At 58.8% G+C, this 19458-nt stretch carries 18 protein-coding genes; 7 read left to right on the top strand and 11 right to left on the bottom strand.

Annotated elements, in window-relative coordinates:
* The first annotated feature begins 11 nt into the window (after positions 1–11).
* Positions 12–857, top strand: coding sequence for a 3-mercaptopyruvate sulfurtransferase (gene sseA / locus NR114_RS00855; protein ID WP_115061084.1), 846 nt, complete (start codon positions 12–14; stop codon positions 855–857).
* Here the strand turns inward: sseA and NR114_RS00850 are convergent.
* Positions 854–1723, bottom strand: a complete 870-nt coding sequence (locus NR114_RS00850) for a LysR substrate-binding domain-containing protein (protein ID WP_115059475.1) — start codon at positions 1721–1723, stop codon at positions 854–856. The two genes, sseA and NR114_RS00850, sit on opposite strands and share 4 nt — an antisense overlap.
* A 48-nt stretch (positions 1724–1771) precedes the next feature.
* On the opposite strand from NR114_RS00850, the gene NR114_RS00845 reads away from it, so the two are divergent.
* From NR114_RS00845 to NR114_RS00830, 4 genes are all read left to right on the top strand, one after another.
* Positions 1772–2029: a hypothetical protein gene (locus NR114_RS00845; protein ID WP_234529550.1), complete on the top strand. Its 258-nt coding sequence runs from the start codon at positions 1772–1774 to the stop codon at positions 2027–2029.
* Positions 2030–2039: 10 nt separating this feature from the next.
* Positions 2040–3254, top strand: coding sequence for an FAD-dependent oxidoreductase (locus tag NR114_RS00840; RefSeq protein WP_174573931.1), 1215 nt, complete (start codon positions 2040–2042; stop codon positions 3252–3254).
* Between the two features lie 209 nt (positions 3255–3463).
* A complete protein-coding gene (locus NR114_RS00835) occupies positions 3464–3691 on the top strand; it encodes a hypothetical protein (protein WP_256813876.1) in 228 nt (75 codons plus the stop codon).
* 167 nt (positions 3692–3858) lie between these two features.
* The gene (locus NR114_RS00830; RefSeq protein ID WP_020825851.1) at positions 3859–4371 is read left to right on the top strand and encodes a GNAT family N-acetyltransferase; all 513 of its coding nucleotides are present in this window, start codon (positions 3859–3861) and stop codon (positions 4369–4371) included.
* Between the two features lie 21 nt (positions 4372–4392).
* On the opposite strand, the gene acpA is transcribed toward NR114_RS00830, so the two are convergent.
* Both acpA and NR114_RS00820 read right to left on the bottom strand, forming a co-directional pair.
* Complete coding sequence (gene acpA / locus NR114_RS00825) at positions 4393–6105, bottom strand: acid phosphatase (protein WP_234529549.1); 1713 nt, start codon at positions 6103–6105, stop codon at positions 4393–4395.
* 169 nt (positions 6106–6274) lie between these two features.
* Entirely contained in the window at positions 6275–6787 is a 513-nt protein-coding gene (locus NR114_RS00820) for a DUF2165 family protein (protein ID WP_020825849.1), read from the bottom strand.
* A 140-nt stretch (positions 6788–6927) separates the two neighbouring features.
* On the opposite strand from NR114_RS00820, the gene NR114_RS00815 reads away from it, so the two are divergent.
* Together NR114_RS00815 and NR114_RS00810 are read left to right on the top strand one after the other, a co-directional pair.
* Entirely contained in the window at positions 6928–7191 is a 264-nt protein-coding gene (locus NR114_RS00815) for a type II toxin-antitoxin system ParD family antitoxin (protein WP_048761423.1), read from the top strand.
* A 26-nt stretch (positions 7192–7217) separates the two neighbouring features.
* On the top strand, positions 7218–7475 hold the full coding sequence (locus NR114_RS00810; protein ID WP_234529547.1) for a type II toxin-antitoxin system RelE/ParE family toxin: 258 nt from the start codon (positions 7218–7220) through the stop codon (positions 7473–7475).
* Positions 7476–7484: 9 nt separating this feature from the next.
* Here the strand turns inward: NR114_RS00810 and urtE are convergent, their stop codons facing one another.
* From urtE to atzF, 8 genes are all read right to left on the bottom strand, one after another.
* Entirely contained in the window at positions 7485–8183 is a 699-nt protein-coding gene (gene urtE / locus NR114_RS00805; RefSeq protein ID WP_048761421.1) for an urea ABC transporter ATP-binding subunit UrtE, read from the bottom strand.
* Positions 8184–8192: 9 nt separating this feature from the next.
* On the bottom strand, positions 8193–8999 hold the full coding sequence (gene urtD, locus NR114_RS00800) for an urea ABC transporter ATP-binding protein UrtD (RefSeq protein WP_234529546.1): 807 nt from the start codon (positions 8997–8999) through the stop codon (positions 8193–8195).
* The gene (gene urtC, locus NR114_RS00795; RefSeq protein WP_174573927.1) at positions 8996–10072 is read right to left on the bottom strand and encodes an urea ABC transporter permease subunit UrtC; all 1077 of its coding nucleotides are present in this window, start codon (positions 10070–10072) and stop codon (positions 8996–8998) included. The genes urtD and urtC overlap by 4 nt, the downstream gene beginning before the upstream one ends.
* Entirely contained in the window at positions 10072–11652 is a 1581-nt protein-coding gene (gene urtB / locus NR114_RS00790) for an urea ABC transporter permease subunit UrtB (protein WP_048761414.1), read from the bottom strand. The genes urtC and urtB overlap by 1 nt, the downstream gene beginning before the upstream one ends.
* Positions 11653–11713: 61 nt before the next feature.
* A complete protein-coding gene (gene urtA, locus NR114_RS00785) occupies positions 11714–12982 on the bottom strand; it encodes an urea ABC transporter substrate-binding protein (protein WP_048761411.1) in 1269 nt (422 codons plus the stop codon).
* Positions 12983–13089: 107 nt separating this feature from the next.
* Entirely contained in the window at positions 13090–13788 is a 699-nt protein-coding gene (locus NR114_RS00780) for a GntR family transcriptional regulator (RefSeq protein ID WP_046374174.1), read from the bottom strand.
* Positions 13789–13842: 54 nt separating this feature from the next.
* Positions 13843–17466, bottom strand: a complete 3624-nt coding sequence (gene uca / locus NR114_RS00775) for an urea carboxylase (RefSeq protein ID WP_234529545.1) — start codon at positions 17464–17466, stop codon at positions 13843–13845.
* Positions 17467–17468: 2 nt separating this feature from the next.
* Positions 17469–19301, bottom strand: coding sequence for an allophanate hydrolase (gene atzF / locus NR114_RS00770; RefSeq protein ID WP_234529544.1), 1833 nt, complete (start codon positions 19299–19301; stop codon positions 17469–17471).
* Positions 19302–19458 lie beyond the last annotated feature (157 nt).

Below are 19458 nucleotides of genomic sequence, written 5' to 3'. Positions count from 1 at the left end.
GAACAATGACGATGAACTCTCCGTTTCTGGTTACTCCCCAATGGCTTGCACAACATATCAACGATGAAAATCTGGTCGTGGTCGATGTCAGAATGTCTCCGGTCGGCCTGGTACCGAAAAAAGATATGCTTGCCGAATTTGAACGCGGTCATATCCCGGGCGCGGTGTACTTCGATATCGATGACGTCGCGGATAAAAACACCGATCTGCCGCATATGCTGCCCACGGCGGAAGCCTTCAGCGCGGCGGCAGGCAAGTTGGGCATTAGCGATCAACACACCATTGTGTTCTATGACGAGGGCAATCAGTTCTCTGCCCCACGCGGCTGGTGGACCTTCCGTAACTTTGGCGCGCAGCAGGTTTATGTACTGGACGAAGGCCTCAACGGCTGGACTGCCCTGGGCCAACCGCTGGCAACCGGCGCAACGCAACGCACGCAGCAAACCTTCAACGCCCGCTTCAATGCAGACGCGGTAGTCACTATGCAGCAGGTGGAACAGGCGCTGAACACGCAGGTGCAGATCCTCGACGCACGCGCCGCGCCGCGTTTTTACGCTGAAGCCCCAGAGCCGCGCCCTGGCCTGCACCGTGGCCATATTCCCGGCAGCATCAATATTCCTTACGGCGAACTGCTGGAAAACGGCCGCTTCAAATCGCTGGAAGCCCTCAAGAAAACCTTCAGCGACAAGGGCGTCGATCTCAACGGGCCAATCATCACCAGCTGTGGCTCCGGGGTAACTGCGGCAGTGCTGGCTTTTGGCCTGCTTTCCCTCGATGCAAAACAGGTGAAACTGTATGACGGCGCCTGGACCGAATGGGGTGCGCTGAGCGGCAATCAGCCGATCGAGCAGGACTAGTTTTTGATTCTGTCGGCCACGATTTGCGCCAACCGCTGAATGGCCGCCGTTGGAGTTTCTTGTGCGCGATGCAACACCACGCCAAGCGGGCTTAACGCCGGTAACATGCCGGGCGGCAGAAGGGATAATCCCGACGGCAGCCCGGCATCGGTGCGTACCGTCACTCCCAGCCCAGCGCTGACGGCGGCCCATACGCCATTCAGGCTACGGCTGGTAAAGGCGACACGCCACGCAATCCCGGCGCGATCCAATGCCTGCGTCGCCGCACTGCGCATCAGGCAAGGGGCGTCGAACATCACCAACGGCAGCGGTTCATGCCCACTGCGCCAGAGCGACAGATCAAAATCAGGCGAGGCGATCCAGTGCATTTGCCTTTGCCCCAGCGCCTGGTGAAATGGCGTGCTGATGCCCCCGTCCCACGCCAGCGACAAATCCAGCTCCCCTTTCAATACCCAGTCGATCAGCTCGGCATTGCGGGCGATCCGCGCTTCGATGCGCACACGCGGATGCGCGCGAGTGAAACTGCCCAACACCTGCGGCAAAAAGGTTTCCCCGAAGTCCTCCTGTAACCCCAAGCGTACCCGGCCATGCAAATCCAGCCCGCGCACCGCCGCGGCGGCCTCATCGTTCAGCTCCAGCAGCCGGCGGGCGTAGCCCAGCAATGTCTCGCCGGCCTCGGTCATCACCATGTTGCGCCCGGCCTTGCGCAGAATCGGGGTGCCAACCTGTTGCTCCAGCTTTTTCAGGTGCGCGCTGACCGCCGAGGTTGAGCGCCCCAGCCGCTCCGCCGCTTTAGCGAAACTGCCCAACTCAATACCGGTAACGTAACTGCGCAGATCTTCGAGATCAAAGGTGACACGCCCCATACTGACCGTCCCGTTTTTAAGAACCATTAATCAAAATAATACCGATTTATGGATAAAGATGGCGCGTCAGGCATCGCGGGTCAACCGCTTTCAGCAAGGCCTTCGGGAATACTCTTCCCCCTGCCCGCCGGTGACGACGGGGCTGCCATTCAGGGTGAGGTAAAGCCTGACGCCAGGCGAGCACGGGCAAAAATCGGTTTTCACTCTTTGACCACACAGTGTTACGGGTTGACAGCCTTATTTGATATTGATAATCATTATCATAATAAAGTTTTCAATAACGATTTGCAGGATGCGACTCGTTGAGGTCACCGCTATGCCACAGTCCCTGATCACGCCTTATGTCACCCGTTGCTGTATCGTTGGCGGCGGCCCCGCCGGGCTGATGCTCGGCTATTTGTTGGCTCGGGCTGGCATTAACGTGACGGTGCTGGAAAAACACGCCGATTTTCTGCGAGATTTTCGCGGCGATACCATTCACCCCTCGACGCTGGAAATCATGCACCAGCTTGGCCTGCTGGAAGCATTGCTGGCTCTGCCACACCAGCGTGCGGAAACGCTGCATGCCGAGATCGCCGGGCGTGACATTCGGCTGGCAGACTTCACACGCTTGCCAACCCGCTGCAAATTTATCGCCTTTATGCCGCAATGGGAGTTTCTCAACTTTCTGGCAGAAAAGGCCGCCGCCTTTCCCGAATTCACACTGATCAAGTCCGCGCAGGTGCACCAGCTGTTGTACGATCGCGGCCAGGTCTGCGGCGTGCTGGCGGACACGCCGGAAGGGCCGATCCGCGTTCGCTGCCAGTTGGTGATAGGTACCGACGGACGCAACTCGGTGGTGCGTGAACAGGCTTCTCTCAGCAGCCACAGTTTTGGCTCACCGCGCGACGTGTTGTGGATGAAAATCGATAAACAGGAAAGTGATCCGGCCTGGTCGATGGGCCACACCGGACCAAAGCAAAACTTCATCATGATCGACCGGGGTGAATACTGGCAGTGTGGCTATTCGATCGAAAAAGGCAGCTTCGAGGCGATCCAACAAGACGGGCTGGAGAATTTTTTACTGCAGATTGCCGAGGTGGCACCGTTCCAGGATCATCGCCTGCAAACGATCGTCAGTTGGCAACAGGTGAAGCTGCTCAGCATCCGCATCGATCGTCTGGATCAGTGGGCCAAGCCGGGCGTGCTGTGCATTGGCGATGCCGCGCACGCCATGTCACCCATCGGTGGCGTTGGGGTGAATCTGGCGATTCAGGATGCAGTCGCGACCGCCAACGCGATCATTCCCCCGCTGCGCAGCCAGCGCTTGCAGCTAAAACACCTGCAGCAGGTACAGCGACGCCGCAACTTCCCCACCAAAGCCACTCAGTTCCTGCAAATCAAAATGAGCCAGCGCAGGCCGAAAAAACGCCGTGCCGGCGAGAGCTCCAAACTGATGGCCCGGGTAGGCGACAGCCGTTGGTTGCCACATTTGTTTGGCCGGATTATCGGTCTGGGATTCAGGCGCGAGACGCCAAAACATTTGGACTGATCGGGCTCTGCCAGGATCAGGAAGAGGAGAGGAAAAGCGCTAAACCGATAATATTGGCGTGCTCAAACCCCCTCCAGAAGCGTCATCCCCATGCTATCGGCCAGTTCGAATAGATGTATTAAAACGCTTTTATCTGTTACTGATACCGTGCTAACAGCAATAGATAACTCGTTTCCATTAAAGCGTCAGGTTCACTGGCTTCGCTTTCAATGTCGACTGCAGCTACCGGAACCTTCACTCCAGCAGACTTTGTCACCCTATCCCACGCAATCTCCAGCATTTGCATCGCCGTATTCGGCTCCACCGCGGGGTCACGTCAGTTTTTTACGCAAAGCGTTATTACCGACGTGGCTCTGGCCTTGGGGTTGATGAGCATCGGGATCGATTTCAACTACCAGGAATCGCGCCGAACCTTTACTTGGCTTAAGATGCTGTAGCTGATCGGCAGTGAGCATCTGCATGGCCATGGATGTCCCTGTCGACGATGGGTGTGTTGTTTCTCGGTCATACTCCCTCCGGTATGCGGATATTGAGTAAATTGAGTATGCGCTGGATTGCCTAAATCCTCGCCAACGGCCCTGTTCCTATCCATCAAGAGGTTTACATGTTCAGTATTCGCCAGGCTTTACGCCATGATTTAGCGCTAGTTCGTGACGTCGGTATTCGTACTTATCAGGCCCATTTTGGCGAACTTTGGCACCATAAAGCGGAATTGGATGCTTTTTTGGCTCAGGACTTTGCGGTCGAAGCCCTGGAGCAGACCCTGCAGGATCCGGACGTGTGCTGGCTGTTGGGCTATGAAGACGAGCGTCTGGTGGGCTATGCACGGCTGAACTTCAACAGCCTGCTGGCGCCCACTCAACAGACGGGCGCAGAACTGCAGAAAATCTATTTCCTGCCGGAATATGCCGGCCAGGGTTATGGCCAGCGTTTTTTTGAACAGGTGCAGCAGCGGGCACTCGAACGCCGGCAGACAACGCTGTGGCTGGAGGTGCTAAAGCGCAACACCAGCGCCCAGCGTTTTTACCAACGTCAGGGGCTGAGCATTTGCGGCGAGACCTGCTACACCAGCGCCCAAGGTTCCATCGGCATCTGGTATATGTCGAAAGCGCTGTAACTCCAGCGCTCAAGCATGAGATTAACCCGGAAACTCCAGCGTGCCGGTCAGATCCCCCAAGGGTTTCTGGCCACGCGTCGCCATTGCCTTATCGCGATCTGCCAGCCCTTCCAGCGTTGGCAAATCAAACACCCGACTGATGAATCGCAAGATGGATCCGGTATCGTACACTTGGTGATCGACATATCCCTTACGGGCGAACGGTGAGATCACCAACGCTGGAATGCGCGAGCCAGGTCCCCAACGATCCCCCTGCGGCGGTGCAACGTGATCCCACCAGCCGCCGTTTTCATCGAATGTAATGACCACCACGCTATTATCCCACTGCGGGCCATTACGCAGGCTATTGATAATATGGGCAATATGACGGTCTCCGGCTTCGACATCCGAATAGCCGGCGTGCATATTGAGGTTGCCCTGTGGCTTGTAGAAAGCGACCGGCGGCAAGGTGCCCGCTTCCACCGCCGCCAGGAATTTATTGCCGGCGGTTGAATCGCCAATGCCGCCATCACGCAAATGAGCTTCGCGCGCCTGCGGGTTGGACGGCCCCAGATTTTCAAAGTAATTGAACGGTTGATGATGATACTGAAAATCCGGTGCGCCGGGGAAATCACCCTGATCTTTGCGGTTGTCCAGCGCGTACTGCCAACCACCGGCGTACCAGGCCCAATCGATCCCTTTCTGGCTGAGCAAATCGCCAATGTGCGGGTGTTTCTGTGGCGGCATAACGTTGGGCATGGTGGCATCCGCCAACGTCGGATCTTTCTCATCCTGCGTCCATGACGGCCAGTACGGTGGCGCCATGGTATTGACCGCGTAACCGTCCGGCGTCAGCAGGCTTTTACCGAACAGCGGAATGCCGAATGAAGCGCTGACCGGCGAATCGCTCAGCGGCTTCAAACGCCAGTCCGTCACGTCGTCGCTTTCAAGCTGAGCAATGCCGTCTTTGGCGACAGAGTTTTGCACGTCGGGGTAGAACGGTGGGCGGGCGCAAATCAGATACTGATGATTGAGGAACGAGCCGCCAAACGCCCCCTGGAAGAAGTTATCGCACAGGGTAAATTCCTGCGCCAACGTCCATAGCCGCAGGTTGTATGCGCCATCGCCGTAATAGCCCATGGTCAGAGCACCGGAATCGGCCCAGGCGACGAATTTGTCATTTTTGCCGCCGTTGATCTGCATCTGGTTCTGATAAAACACGTGCCACAGATCGCGAGTTACCACGCCATGCGGCAGGTTTTCCCCCTGCGGCCCGGTCAGCACAAACGGCTGGTTCGGCAGTTGAGTGGTAAAAACCGCATCTTCGTCGATTTTGTAGTTAACATGCCCGACTTCCTGAGCCTTCGGCACCAGGCCTTTCCAGATCGGCGGCAGCGTATCCAGCAGTTGACCATCGCGATCGCGCTGCTGGAACTCCTCCGGCTTGAGCGCCGACAGCGGTTTTTCTACCCCGGGGAAATTGGCGAACAGGTTGTTGAAGCTGCGGTTTTCGGCGTAAATCACCACCACATTCTTCACATAGCGCCGCAGCAATGAGTTTTGCGCACTTTGCGGCAAAGCGTTTAGCAGCACTTTTTTGTTCCCCTCCGCCGCGGCTCCGGCCAAGGGGGCAATGGAAGCGCCAACGCCCAATGCCGTCGCCCCCGCCAAAAAGCGGCGACGCGCCGGGTTGCTCGGTTGCTGCTGTTGATCCTGCGCCGACGGCGGCAAATCATTCTGTGGTTTATCGCTCATGCCTGTTCCCTTAAAAAATTTAACCTGTTGATTTATTATCAATTTATTTAAGAGTCATTATGCTATGGCACAATTATGAACGAAATGTGACAGACTGCGGCAGGTTAGCATTTGGCAACACTTTCGCGAACTTCGCCGCAGTTTTATTAAAATGTCGCCCCCTCAGCGCCTATCGCGAGTCCCGTTGCAGCATCAACAACATCAGCGCCAGCGTATTGGGCACCATATACAGTAAGGCACCCAGCTGCACCGCCAGCGGATCCTCCTTGGCCTGCCAGGCCATAAACCAGTCGCCGGCGACCACCATAAAACCGATCCCCCATACTGTAATCGCACATAGCGCACCCAGCATGGCCCAGGCTTTGCCTCTGGCGAACGTCGCATAAGAGTGACCCCTATGTTTCACCATCAACACTATGCCCAAGGTTGCCGCGATCCCGGCCAGAGATTCCAGCAGGGTAATAAACGCCAACCCGACCATTCCGGCCCAGGGCGCGGTGATGGCACGCCACATCAGACCGGGCACCTGATAGGTATTTTGCATAGTTAGCAGGGGCCCCACGGCATGCCGGGCGGTATTGGCAAAATCCGCAGTATTGTTCAGCAGGCTGAAAATCCCCCACAGGGCCGGGAACAGTGACAGGACGATACAAGACAGGCGTGAGATATTGATTTCGTTCATAATTATCCTTAATTATTTTAGGTGTATCCCCGATTATCCAAACGGACCGAGGTTTGCAGTCGGTCAGTTCCTGGAGTATCTTAGCAACTATATTGTAAGAACAAATCTTACAAAAGAGACATAATTGATGGAGGCGCACAATGGGCAGAACGTTAACGGTAGACCTGGGTGAAGAACTGCGTGGGTTTGTCGAAGGCCTGGTCGCCAGCGGCGACTACCGTACCCCAAGTGAGGTCATCCGCGAATCGGTACGTACCCTGCGCGAACGTACAGCTGCATCAAAACTGGAAGAACTGCGCCGCTTGATCGCCGAAGGTGAAAATAGTGGCGATGCCCAAGAGTGGGATCGAGATGTGTTCATGAAAAGAATACGGAGTAAAACAAAAGGATGCGGAGAAAAATAGTCGTCCGCCCAAAAGCGCTGGATGACATGGAAAGTATTTATTTCTATGGCCTGGAGCGGTATGGATTACAAGCCGCCGAAGACTACCTTAACCATATTCATAAGGCATTTGATAATCTTAGCCATTCTCAGCTTGGCAGAAACGTAGCCTTGATTGCACAAGATCTCTGCGTTCTGCCAGCCGCTGGGCATCTCATTTATTTTCGTGAAGATATCCATTGGGTAAGAATCATCAGGGTTTTGCATCACTCCCAGGATCCCACCCGCACGCAATTTATTGGGTAATCCCCACGTTTATATCGCCACCAGCCCGCGTACGCCGTCCTGCTCCATCGCGCTGCCTGCCCCGCGCTGAATGATGCTGCCACGCGACATCACGAGATAGCTGTTTGCCAATTCGGCGGCAAAATCATAGAACTGCTCTACCAGCAGGATCGCCATATCGCCACCTGCTGCCAACTGCTTGATCACAGCGCCGATCTCTTTGATCACCGAAGGTTGGATCCCCTCGGTCGGCTCGTCGAGGATCAACAACTGCGGCCGACAGGCCAGCGCACGCCCAATCGCTAACTGCTGTTGCTGCCCGCCAGAGAGATCGCCACCACGCCGATCTTTCATCTGCAACAAGACAGGGAATAACTCATAAATATGCTCCGGCACCTTACGTGCCTCGGTGCCGGAAAAACGCGCCAGCCCCATCAGCAAGTTTTCCTCTACCGTCAGCCGCGGGAAAATCTCTCGCCCCTGCGGCACATAGGCGATCCCCGCTTGTACACGCTGGTGCGGTTTTTTGCCGTTAAGGGCCGTTCCCTGCCAACTGAGGGTGCCGCTTTTAACCGGGATCAGCCCCATCAGGCATTTCAGCAGCGTGGTTTTCCCCACGCCGTTGCGCCCCAGCAGGCAAGTCACCTCACCGATGCGGGCCTCAAACGACAGGCCGCGTAAAATATGGCTGCCGCCGTAGTATTGATTCAGCTCGTTAACCTGCAACATAGTGGTTCCTCAGCGCCCCAAATAGACTTCAATCACCTGCTCGTTGGCCTGCACCTGCGCCAAAGAGCCCTCCGCCAGCACCTGGCCCTGATGCAGTACGGTGACATGATCGGCGATGGTTTCGACAAAGCCCATGTCGTGCTCTACCACCATCAGTGAATGCTTGCCCGCCAATGCGCTGAACAGCTCGGCGGTGTACTCGGTTTCCGCATCCGTCATTCCTGCTGCCGGTTCGTCGAGCAGCAACAGGTGCGGCTCCTGCACCAACAGCATGCCAATCTCAAGAAATTGCTTCTGCCCGTGGGACAGCAGTCCGGCGGGCCGATGTCGCTCATGGCCCAGCCGCAAGGTTTTCAGCATTTCATCGATACGGTCGCGGTGTTCGCCGCTCAGCCTGGCGCGCAGGCAGGCCCACACCGATTTCTTCGCCTTCTGGGCAATCTCAAGATTTTCGAACACCGTCAGTGCCTCAAACACCGTAGGCTTTTGGAACTTGCGGCCAATGCCGGCCTGGGCAATCTGCATCGGATCCAACGCGGTCAGATCGACAGTTTGATCGTAAAATACTCTGCCGCTGTCCGGCCGGGTTTTGCCGGTGATCACATCCATCAAGGTGGTTTTCCCTGCCCCGTTTGGCCCGATCACACAGCGCAATTCCCCTACGCCAATCTGCAGCGACAAATCGCTCAGTGCGCGAAAACCGTCGAAGCTGACGTTGATCTTGTCGAGCAACAGCACCGGATCGGTTTGCTGGCGATGTTTATCCGCCGGCAACGGTTGGGTGAACAACTCGTCAGTCATTTGCAGCGAATTCATTGTGATTTCCCTCTGCGTAGCAGGCCGATAACCCCTTTGGGCAAGAACAGCGTGACGATGATAAACATCAGGCCAAGGAAGAACTGCCAGTATTCCGGGATCGCCATGGTGAACCAACTTTTGGCGCCGTTGACGATACCGGCACCGAGCAGCGGCCCCACCAAGGTGCCGCGCCCGCCCAATGCCACCCAGATGGCGGCCTCGATCGAGTTGGTCGGCGACATTTCACCCGGGTTGATAATGCCCACCTGCGGCACATATAACGCCCCGGCCAGGCCGCACAGCACCGCCGACAGCGTCCAGACGAACAGCTTGAAACCTTTTGGATCGTAGCCGCAAAACGTCAGGCGATTCTCCGCATCGCGCACCGCGGTTAATACCCGGCCAAACTTGCTGCGCGCCAGGGCAAAGCCGATCGCCAAACTGGCCGCCAGCAACAACACCGTTGCCAGAAACAGCGCCACCCGTGTGCCAGTCGCGGTGATCGGAAAACCCAGCAGCGTGGTGAAGCCGGTAAAGCCGTTGTTACCGCCAAACCCGGTTTCGTTGCGGAAGAACAGCAGCATGCCGGCATAGGTCAATGCCTGCGTCATGATGGAAAAATAGACGCCTTTGATTTTTGAACGGAAGGCGAAGTAGCCGAAGACAAAAGCCAGCACGCCCGGCACCAGCACAATCAGGCACAATGCCCAGGCGAAATACTGGGTGCCGCTCCAAAACCAGGGCAGTTCGCTCCAGGACAGGAACGCCATAAAGCTCGGCAGGCCCTCTCCCGCCGCCTGGCGCATCAGGTACATGCCCATGGCATAGCCACCCAGGGCGAAAAACAGCCCATGACCCAGGGACAACAACCCGGCATAGCCCCACACCAGATCAAGCGCCACCGCCACCACGGCATAGCACAGAATTTTGCCTACCAGCGTCAAGGTATAGGTGGAGATCGCCAGCGGGTGATCCGCCGGTAACAGCGCGAGAAACGGCATGATTAACAGCGTCAGCAACGCCACCCCGCCGATGCCGAGCGCCAGCCGGGGGGCCTTTTGCACCCCGGTTACAGTCAAAGGTTGGCTCATCAGTCATTCACCCTGCCCTTGAGGGCAAATAGCCCCTGAGGACGCTTTTGAATAAACAGGACAATCAGCGCCAGGATCAGGATTTTACCCAGCACGGCGCCAATCTGTGGTTCGAGAATTTTGTTGAGGATGCCGAGGCCAAAAGCCGCCACCACCGTACCGGCCAACTGGCCCACGCCGCCAAGTACCACCACCAGGAAGGAGTCGATGATATAACCCTGCCCCAGCTCGGGCCCGACGTTGCCCAACTGCGACAAGGCTACGCCGCCCAACCCGGCAATGCCGGACCCCAACCCGAACGCCAGCATATCGACACGGCCGGTGGGCACACCGCAACACGCGGCCATGGCGCGGTTTTGCGTCACGGCTCGCACGTTCATGCCCAGTCGGGTTTTATTCAGCAACAGCCAGGTGAGGATCAGGACCAGCGCCACAAACACGATGACGGCAATGCGGTTCCACGGCAGCACCAGATTCGGCAGGAGCTGAATACCGCCCGACAGCCAGGCCGGGTTTGCGACCTCCACGTTTTGCGCACCGAACAGCACCCGTACCCCTTGGATCAGCACCAGGCTAATGCCCCAGGTGGCCAACAGCGTTTCCAGCGGTCGGCCGTAAAGGTGGCGGATCACCGTGCGCTCCAGCGCCATGCCGATGCAGGCCGTGATGGCGAACGCCACTGGCAGCGCCACCAGCGGATACAGCGCCAGCCACTGCGGCGCAAACTGCTGAAACAGCCCCTGTACCAGATAAGCCGAATAGGCGCCGAGCATCAGCATTTCGCCGTGCGCCATGTTGATCACCCCCAGCAGGCCATAGGTGATTGCCAAACCGAGCGCCGCCAACAGCAGGATCGAACCCAGCGACAGACCGGTAAATGCCTGGCCGATCAGGTCACCGATCATCAGCCGATGTTTCACGCTGCTCAGGCTTTTCATCGCTTCGGCACGTACCGCGGCGTCCGGCTCATGGCCTGTCTCCGTCAACGCCTGCAGGCGCGTTTGCGTTTCAGGATCGCCCGAGCTGCCAAGCAAGCGCACCGCGTTGAGGCGTACCCCGGCATCGGCATCGTTCAGTTGCAGATTCGCCAGCGCGATGCTCAATGCCTCATGCACCCGGCTGTCTTGTTCCAGCGCCAAACGCTGGGTCAGCAGCGGCAACTGATCGCTTTGCGCCTCGCGCTGCAGGGCCTGCGCCGCCTGTAAACGCACCGCCGGGTCCTCGCTGACCAGCCGATGCGCAGACAGTGCGTTGGCAATCAGGATGCGCAGCCGGTTGTTCAACCACAGCTTCTTCGGTGTGCCGACCGGGGCAGCGCTGCCAGACAAGGGCTGGTAATTTTCGCCCTGCTGGACAAAGGCATGTTTGGCGTCGTCGATCACCACACTTTCTTGTTTCAGCGCTTGCAGCAACGGCAGTCGCGAAGCATCCGGCGCGGTGGCCCATGCCTGTAATAATTTGGCTTGCTGCGTGCGATTGGCCGTAGCAAATTCATCGGCCGGACCCGCCTGCGCGAACATCGGCAGGCAGCACAGCAGAAAACACAGAGGCCTGAGTTGGCTTAAAGAGAAAAGTTTCATCGGGTGTCTCGTCGCAATGGGGCGTCGTAGCCTGCCCCCGCCGCAGCGGGGGAACCGGGTTTTACTGACCGCCTTTTACCGGGTGATCCGGCTTTTTGTCGTTGCCGGCAATGTACGGGCTCCACGGCTGAGCGCGAACAGGCGCATCGGTCTGCCACACCACGTTGAACTGACCGTTGCCTTCAATCTCACCGATCATCACCGGCTTATGCAGATGGTGGTTGGTGGCGTCCATGGTCAGGGTAAATCCCGATGGCGCAGCGAAGGTCTGTCCGGCCATGGCGGCGCGCACCTTATCAACGTCGGTAGTTCCGGCCTTCTCAACCGCCTGCGCCCACATATGGATACCGACATAGGTCGCTTCCATCGGGTCGTTGGTCACGGCGGTGGCATAGTTCGGCAAGTTATGGGCCTTGGCGTAGGCTCGCCATTCGCTGACAAACTGCTTGTTGGTCGGATTATCCACCGACTCGAAGTAGTTCCAGGCCGCCAGGTTACCCACCAGCGGTTTGGTGTCGATACCGCGCAGCTCTTCTTCACCGACCGAGAAGGCAATCACCGGCACATCGGTAGCCTTGATCCCCTGGTTGGCCAGCTCTTTGTAGAAGGGGACGTTGGAGTCACCGTTGATGGTGGAGATCACCGCCGTTTTGCCCCCGGCGGAGAATTTTTTAATGTTGGCGACAATGGTCTGATAGTCGCTGTAACCGAACGGCGTATAGACCTCTTCAATGTCTTTATCCTGGATCCCTTTCGCATGCAGGAAGGCGCGCAGTATCTTGTTGGTGGTGCGCGGATACACGTAGTCGGTTCCCAACAGGAAGAAGCGTTTGGCCGCTCCGCCGTCTTCACTCAGCAGATACTCCACCGCCGGGATTGCCTGCTGGTTAGGCGCGGCACCGGTGTAGAACACGTTCGGCGACATCTCTTCCCCTTCGTACTGCACCGGGTAAAACAGCAGGCCGTTGAGCTCTTCAAACACCGGCAGCACTGACTTACGCGACACCGAAGTCCAGCAGCCAAACACCGCCGCCACCTTGTCCTGACTCAACAACTGACGCGCCTTCTCGGCGAACAGCGGCCAGTTGGAGGCCGGATCCACCACCACCGGCTCAAGCTTTTTACCCAACACGCCACCTTTGGCGTTGATATCGTCGATGGTCATCAGCGCCACGTCTTTCAGCGGCGTTTCAGAAATCGCCATGGTGCCGGACAGCGAGCTCAGGATACCGACCTTGATGGTGTCGGCGGCCTGTACGCCCCAGGCCATCCCCATGCCGATCACGGTGGCGGACAACGCAAAAGCTTTTATAAAGTGACGACGTTGCATAATTCAAACTCCTGATGTTGATGTTAGAAAACCCACCTTGTTAAGAAGAATTAACCCTAGGAATTTCGAGTTGCAGCCAACAACGCTGCAGCTCGAAAGACGCCGGGTTATGGCTGACGAAGCCGGGCCTGATGCAGCATATGCAGAGTTATTTTTCTTACTTCAGCCTTGCTGACGGCAATATGGTGACTGAGCCGCGTTTGCGCCTCCTCGGTTCGGTGTTGCAAGATAGCCCGCAAAATGGCGGCGTGTTCGTTGTAGGTCGCCTCCACCCGGCTTTCCTGGGTGAAATCGAGCCGACGTATGATGCGAATTTTCTCGGTCAAATCGCGGTGAATACGGGCCATTTCTCCATTCCCCGCCGCCTCGACCAGCGCCATATGAAACTGCTCGTCGTGCACTGAGACGGTTTTTCCCTCCTCCAGCCGCGGTTCGTCGATCCAAAAACGGGTAAGCGCCGCCAACTGCCCCGGCACCTCGCCCATTGGCCGAGCGCACAGCCGTTTTACCGCTTCGCACTCCAACACGATGCGCAGGTCATACAGTTCTTCGAAGTAGGCAAAATCGAACGGCCGCACCTGCCAGCCGCTGCGAAAATGCACCTCTACGTAGCCCTCGCGCTCCAGCCAGAACAACGCCTGACGCACTGGCGTACGGCTGACGTCCATACGCACGGCAATTTCGTTTTCGCTGAAGCGATCGCCCGGCAGCAGGTGAAAATCAAAAATGTCGTCCTTGAGCTGCAGATAGATACGTTCCGCCAGCCCCTCCGGCCGAGCCTTGCTGCGGTTATTGGTGATTTGCATCGCATGCCTCTCCGTGGGCGCGGCATAGCGCGCCCCGACGTGAATGATTGAGCGTCAGCTGGCGTGTTCCAGCCACAGCAGCGCATCGCCCGGCCCCACCGGTCGCCCCTGCTGGCAGCTGATGCGCTTGATGATCCCGGCGCGCGGCGCGGTGACCGCCAGTTCCATTTTCATCGCCTCGACCACGATCAGCGGCTGACCGGCTTCCACCCTCTGCCCCGGCTCAACCAGGATCTTCCACACGCTGCCATTCAGGTCGGCGCTGACCAGGTCGCCATCCACCTCTTCCTCATCAGTCTGCGGTGGCAACAATTGGGCCTCGGCCTCCCCCTCTTCCGCCTGCCAGCGCGTCACTTCGTGGCTGAATGCTTGTTGCTGGCGCTGCTGGAAGGCGCTGATGTCTTCCGCGTTTTCCGCCAGAAAACGGCGGTAATCGGCAAAATCGAATTCGCTGTCCTCAATGCGGATCTGCGCGCGCCCTTCGCGGAACGCCTCGCGCTGCTCATCCAGCTCCTGCTCGCTCACCGGGTAGAAACGCACCTGATCGAAGAAATGCAGCAGCCAGGGCTCGCCGGGGTTGAACTGCGGGTTTTTGAGAAATTTGTTCCAAATCGGCAAGGTACGTCCGACCAACTGATAGCCGCCCGGCGAATCCATGCCATAGATGCACATGTACATGCCGCCGATGCCAACCGTGCCTTCGGCGGTATGGGTGCGCGCCGGGTTGTATTTGGAACTGAGCAAACGGTGCCGCGGGTCGATCGGCACCGCGCAGGGTGCGCCCAGGTAGACGTCGCCCAGCCCGAGGATCAGGTAGCTGGCGTCGAAGATGATGTCGCGCACCTGCTCGCGGCTGCCGAGCCCGTTGATGCGCTGGATAAAATCGACGTTGTTCGGCAACCAGGGGGCCGACGAACGCACCGTCTGCTGGTAACGTTCCACCGCGCCCAGCGTGGCGGAATCTTCAAACGCCATCGGCAGATAAACCGTTCGCGTCGGCACTTTCAGCTGGCTGACATCACCCAACGCCTGTTCGCGCGCCAACAAGCGCTGGAGTAAATCGGCCTGACCGATAATGCGGCTGTTATAACGGATCTGCAGCGATCGCACGCCGGGAGCCAGCTCCTCCACGCCCAGGATCACGTCCTGCTTGAGCGATTGCATCAGCAAATGGATGCGCAGCCGCAGCGCCAGATCGAGCACGTTGTCGCCGTACTCCAGCAAAATGTAACCATCTCCGGCCTGGCGATAGACCACTGCCGGCCGACTGTCGGTGGCCGGTAACGCCGCCACTATGGCGGCGGAGGCGGTCGTGCCCGGCATCAGATCCGGCGGTGCCAGGGTGATGGCCTTCACCGCCGCCAGGGCTTCGATACTGCCGAGCTGCGCCTGCTCCAGCGACTGCGCCTGCTTGAAACCGATAGGATGAAAACGGATGCGATCCCCCGGTTTCACCTGACCGACCTTCCACAGCTCCGCCCTGGCGATGGTCACCGGGCAAACAAAGCCGCCCAGGCTCGGTCCGTCGCGGGTAAGGATCACCGGGAAATCGCCGGTGAAGTTAATCGAACCGATGGCGTACTCGCAGTCGTGCACGTTGGACGGGTGTAGCCCCGCCTCGCCGCCGTCCTGTCGCGCCCATTCCGGTTTAGGCCCGGACAGGCGTACGCCCAACCGGTTGGAGTTGTAATGCACCTGCCATTCGGCGGCAAAGAAACGTTCGATGGATGCCGGGGTAAAGAAGTCGGGTGCGCCGTGCGGACCATACAGCACGCCGATATTCCACAGATTGCCGTACTGCGGGATCAGGCTTTCGTCCATTGCCTGCGGGGCCGCAATCGGCGCCGGGGTAGTGGCGGCCGCCAAACCCGGTTGCGATACCGCCAGCATGTCCGCCACGCGCAGGGTACGGCCCGCGTGGCCGCCAAACTGCCCCAGCGCAAAGGTCGAACGACTGCCCAGATACACCGGCACGTCAAAACCATTGCGTACCGCCAGATAGGTACGGCATCCCCGCTGTGCTCGCCCCAAACGCAGTACCTGACCGGCACGCACCGCTATCGGCTGCCAGTAGGCCACGGCCTCACCGTCCAGATCGGCGGGACAATCCGCACCGGTCAGGGCAATGATGGCGTCGCAGTGAAAGCGCAGGGTCGGCCCCTGCAGGGTAAACTCCAGCCCGGCGGCGCTGGGGTGGTTGCCGACAATGCGGTTGGCCAGCCGGAAAGCGAAGTCGTCCATCGGCCCGGACGGCGGCACGCCGATATCCCAATAGCCAACACGGCCGGGATAATCCTGCACGCTGCTGTAGGTGCCCGGCTGCAGCACTTCAATGCTATTGGGTTGGAACCGGAAGCTGTCCAGCATGCGTGTCCAGACGCTGCCGTTCTGGAATGCCTCAGTCGCAATCACCTGTCGCAGGTAGTCCAGGTTAGTGGCAATCCCGTGCAGTCGGGTTGCATCCAGCGCGACACGCATTTTCTCCAGCGCCTGGCGGCGGTCTTCGCCATGAACGATCAGCTTGGCGATCATCGGGTCATAAAAGGCCGACACTTCGCTGCCGGTGGCCACCCAACCGTCGACGCGCACGTCGTCCGGAAAGTGCACTTCAGTCAGCACGCCGGGGCTGGGTTGGAAATGCTTCAGCGGATCTTCGGCATAAATGCGCACCTCAATCGATGCCCCCTGCGGCGCTCGTTGCAACGCCGCCCAGTCCAGCGCATCGCCCGCCGCCACCTGCAACATGCATTCAATCAGATCCAGCCCGGTGACACATTCAGTCACCGGATGCTCCACTTGCAGGCGAGTATTCACTTCCAGAAAATAAAACTCGTCACGCGCAGCGTCGTAGATAAATTCCACGGTGCCGGCGCTGCGGTAGTTGACCGACGCCCCCAGCGCCACTGCGGCTTGATGCAGCGCCTGACGCGTGACGGCGGGCAGATTCGGTGCCGGGGTTTCCTCCACCACTTTCTGGTTGCGGCGTTGCAATGAGCAGTCGCGCTCACCCAGCGCCACCACCCAGCCCTGACCGTCACCAAATATTTGCACTTCCACGTGCCGGGCCTGATCGACAAAGCGCTCAATAAAGGCTCCAGAGTCGCGGAAGAACTGCTCACCCAGGCGTTTTACGCTGTCATAAGCCTCACGCAGCGCGGCTTCATCGTCGCAGCGCGTCAGGCCAATGCCACCGCCACCGGCGGTACTTTTCAGCATCACCGGATAGCCAATGCGGCCGGCAGCGCTGACCGCCTCCTCAACGCTGTTCAGCAGGCCCGTACCCGGCGTCATCGGCACCTGCGCCACCGCCGCCAGCTCGCGAGCACGGTGTTTCAGGCCAAACTCGCGGATCTGCGCCGCCGTCGGACCGATAAAAGCGATGCCCGCCGTTTCACAGGCGTCGGCAAACTCGGCGCTCTCGGAAAGGAAGCCATAGCCCGGATAAATCGCCTGCGCGCCGGTTTGCGCCGCGGCCGCCAGGATCTTGTCGATGCACAGATAGCTGTCAGCGGCCTTGTCGCCACCGAGCGGTATCGCCAGATTAGCCTCGGTCACGTGCGGCGCATTGCGATCGGCGTCGGAATAAACCGCTACGCTGGTGATGCCCAGACGTTTCAGGGTGCGGATCGCCCGGCAGGCAATTTCGCCGCGGTTGGCAATTAATACGGTAGTAAACATGATCAGGCCCCCTTCTGGCTGGCGATGTAGTGGCGCCAACCGCCAAATTCAGTGATGTCCGTCGCGCCCTCTAGCGCCCAGGGTTCGCAGATAAAGCCTTTCACCCGTCGCCCGTCTGCCAGCAGCAAGGTGCCCATACCCAGCGGCGCCGGGATCTCGGCCACCAACTCGCCGAAACGCGCCAGCGGGATATCCCATAGTTCGACGTTGATGGCGGCCCCCTGAGCGGTTTTGACCAACCCCGGCTTTGGCGGTTGGCTATTGGCGAGGGCGTAGAGGCGATAGCACGGCGCGGTAGTGGTTTGCTCTACGAGAGTTGCCGCGCGTTGCACGAGCTGGAAATTCAGCGGCATATCGCTGAGGTGCGCACCGACCACCGCTACCCGCACGTGCTGGCTGGATGGCGTCAAGAATTGAGCAGCAGGCAACCGGCGACCCGTTGCGCCAAGCGGCAGATCCTGGGCCTGCTGCCAGCGCTGGCCGAACGCCGCCAACGCACGATCGTGCCAGGCGGGTGCAATCAGGGTGATACCGGCAGGCAATCCGTCGTCACGCATCGGCGCAGGCAGCGCCAGTGCGCTCAGATCGGCCAGGTTGGTGAAATTGGTGTAGGTGCCGAACTGCGAGTTAAACAACACCGGCTCTTGCTCCATTTCCGCCAGGGTGCGGATCGTCGGCGAGGTCGGCACCACCAGCGCATCAAAGGGAGCCAGTTGCTGCTCAATCTGCCGCGTCAGTTCGGCACGCAGGTATTCCGCCTTGTAAGCATCGCAGGCGCTGTACTTCAGGCCGTTATTGACGATGCCGCGCACTACCGGATTGATGGCCTGCGGATTGGTGCTCAGCATCGCTTCGACCGCCACGGTGCGCTCCGCCACCCAAGGGCCGTAGTAGAGCTGCTCCGCCAGCACGCGAAACGGCGTAAAATCGAGGGTTTCCAGCGTCACGCCGCTGCTTTTCAACTGCGCCAGCGCCCGCTGAAATGCCCGCTCGGCCTGCACATCGCCGAAAAATTCGAGTTGCGCAGGCACCGCGAAACGAGGTGACGCAGGTAAATCCGCCGGGGCGGTGCGGGGGTTAATGCGGGAATAGGCATCGGCTGCGTCATAGCCGCCGGCCAATTCGGCCACCAGCGCAGCGTCCGCCACCGTCAGGGCAAACACCGATACGGTGTCATTCAATCGGCAAGCGGGCACCACGCCACGGTTCGACAGCCCGCCTTTGGTCGGTTTCAGGCCGACAATATTGTTGAATCCGGCCGGAACGCGCCCCGAACCTGCGGTGTCGGTGCCCAGAGAAAACGGCGTCAGGCCACGCGCCACTACCGACGCCGAACCGGAGCTGGAACCGCCGCTGACATAGCGGCTATCGAAACTGTTGACCACCGCGCCGTGTGGCGAACGGGTGCCCACCAGCCCGGTCGCAAACTGATCGAGATTGGTTTTACCGATCACGATGGCACCGGCAGCGCACAAATTGGCGACCACGGTGGCATCCGACGCCGCCAGATAAGCGAACTCCGGGCAGGCCGCGCTGGTCGGCCAGCCACCGACGTCGATGTTGTCTTTTACCGCAAAGGGTACGCCAAACAGCGGGAGCTGGCTGATATCGCCGGCAACCGCTTCAAGCCGCTGCGCCAATCTTTGGTACTGCACTTCACGCTGTGCGGCGCTGGCAAGATACAGCCAGGCGTTGTCATCCGCCGGCAGGTCGGCGGCCAGTGCAGTCAGGGTAGCGCGCACGCAGGCAATGCGCTCGTCGGCCGGGCGGGTGTGATAGTGGTGTTGCCATTCGCTGAGGGTAAAACCACGTAGCGTATTAACAGGCTGGGTCATCGGCTGAATTCCATCTAGTACACAAGATGGGATTCAATAGAGCAACCGACGTGCCAATTTTTAATCGTATGATTTCAATAAATTATAATTAAAACTTATGACAATAAAATAATCATCCTGCACCAGCGCTGCACAATCGGCGAGCAAAAAAGGTGCA

The sequence above is a fragment of the Serratia sp. Ser99 genome, assembly GCF_024519545.1.
In the GTDB taxonomy this organism is placed as follows: Bacteria; Pseudomonadota; Gammaproteobacteria; order Enterobacterales; family Enterobacteriaceae; genus Serratia; species Serratia liquefaciens.
The sequence above is the reverse complement of the archived record's forward strand: the minus strand, read 5'-3'. Positions and strand labels throughout refer to the sequence as shown.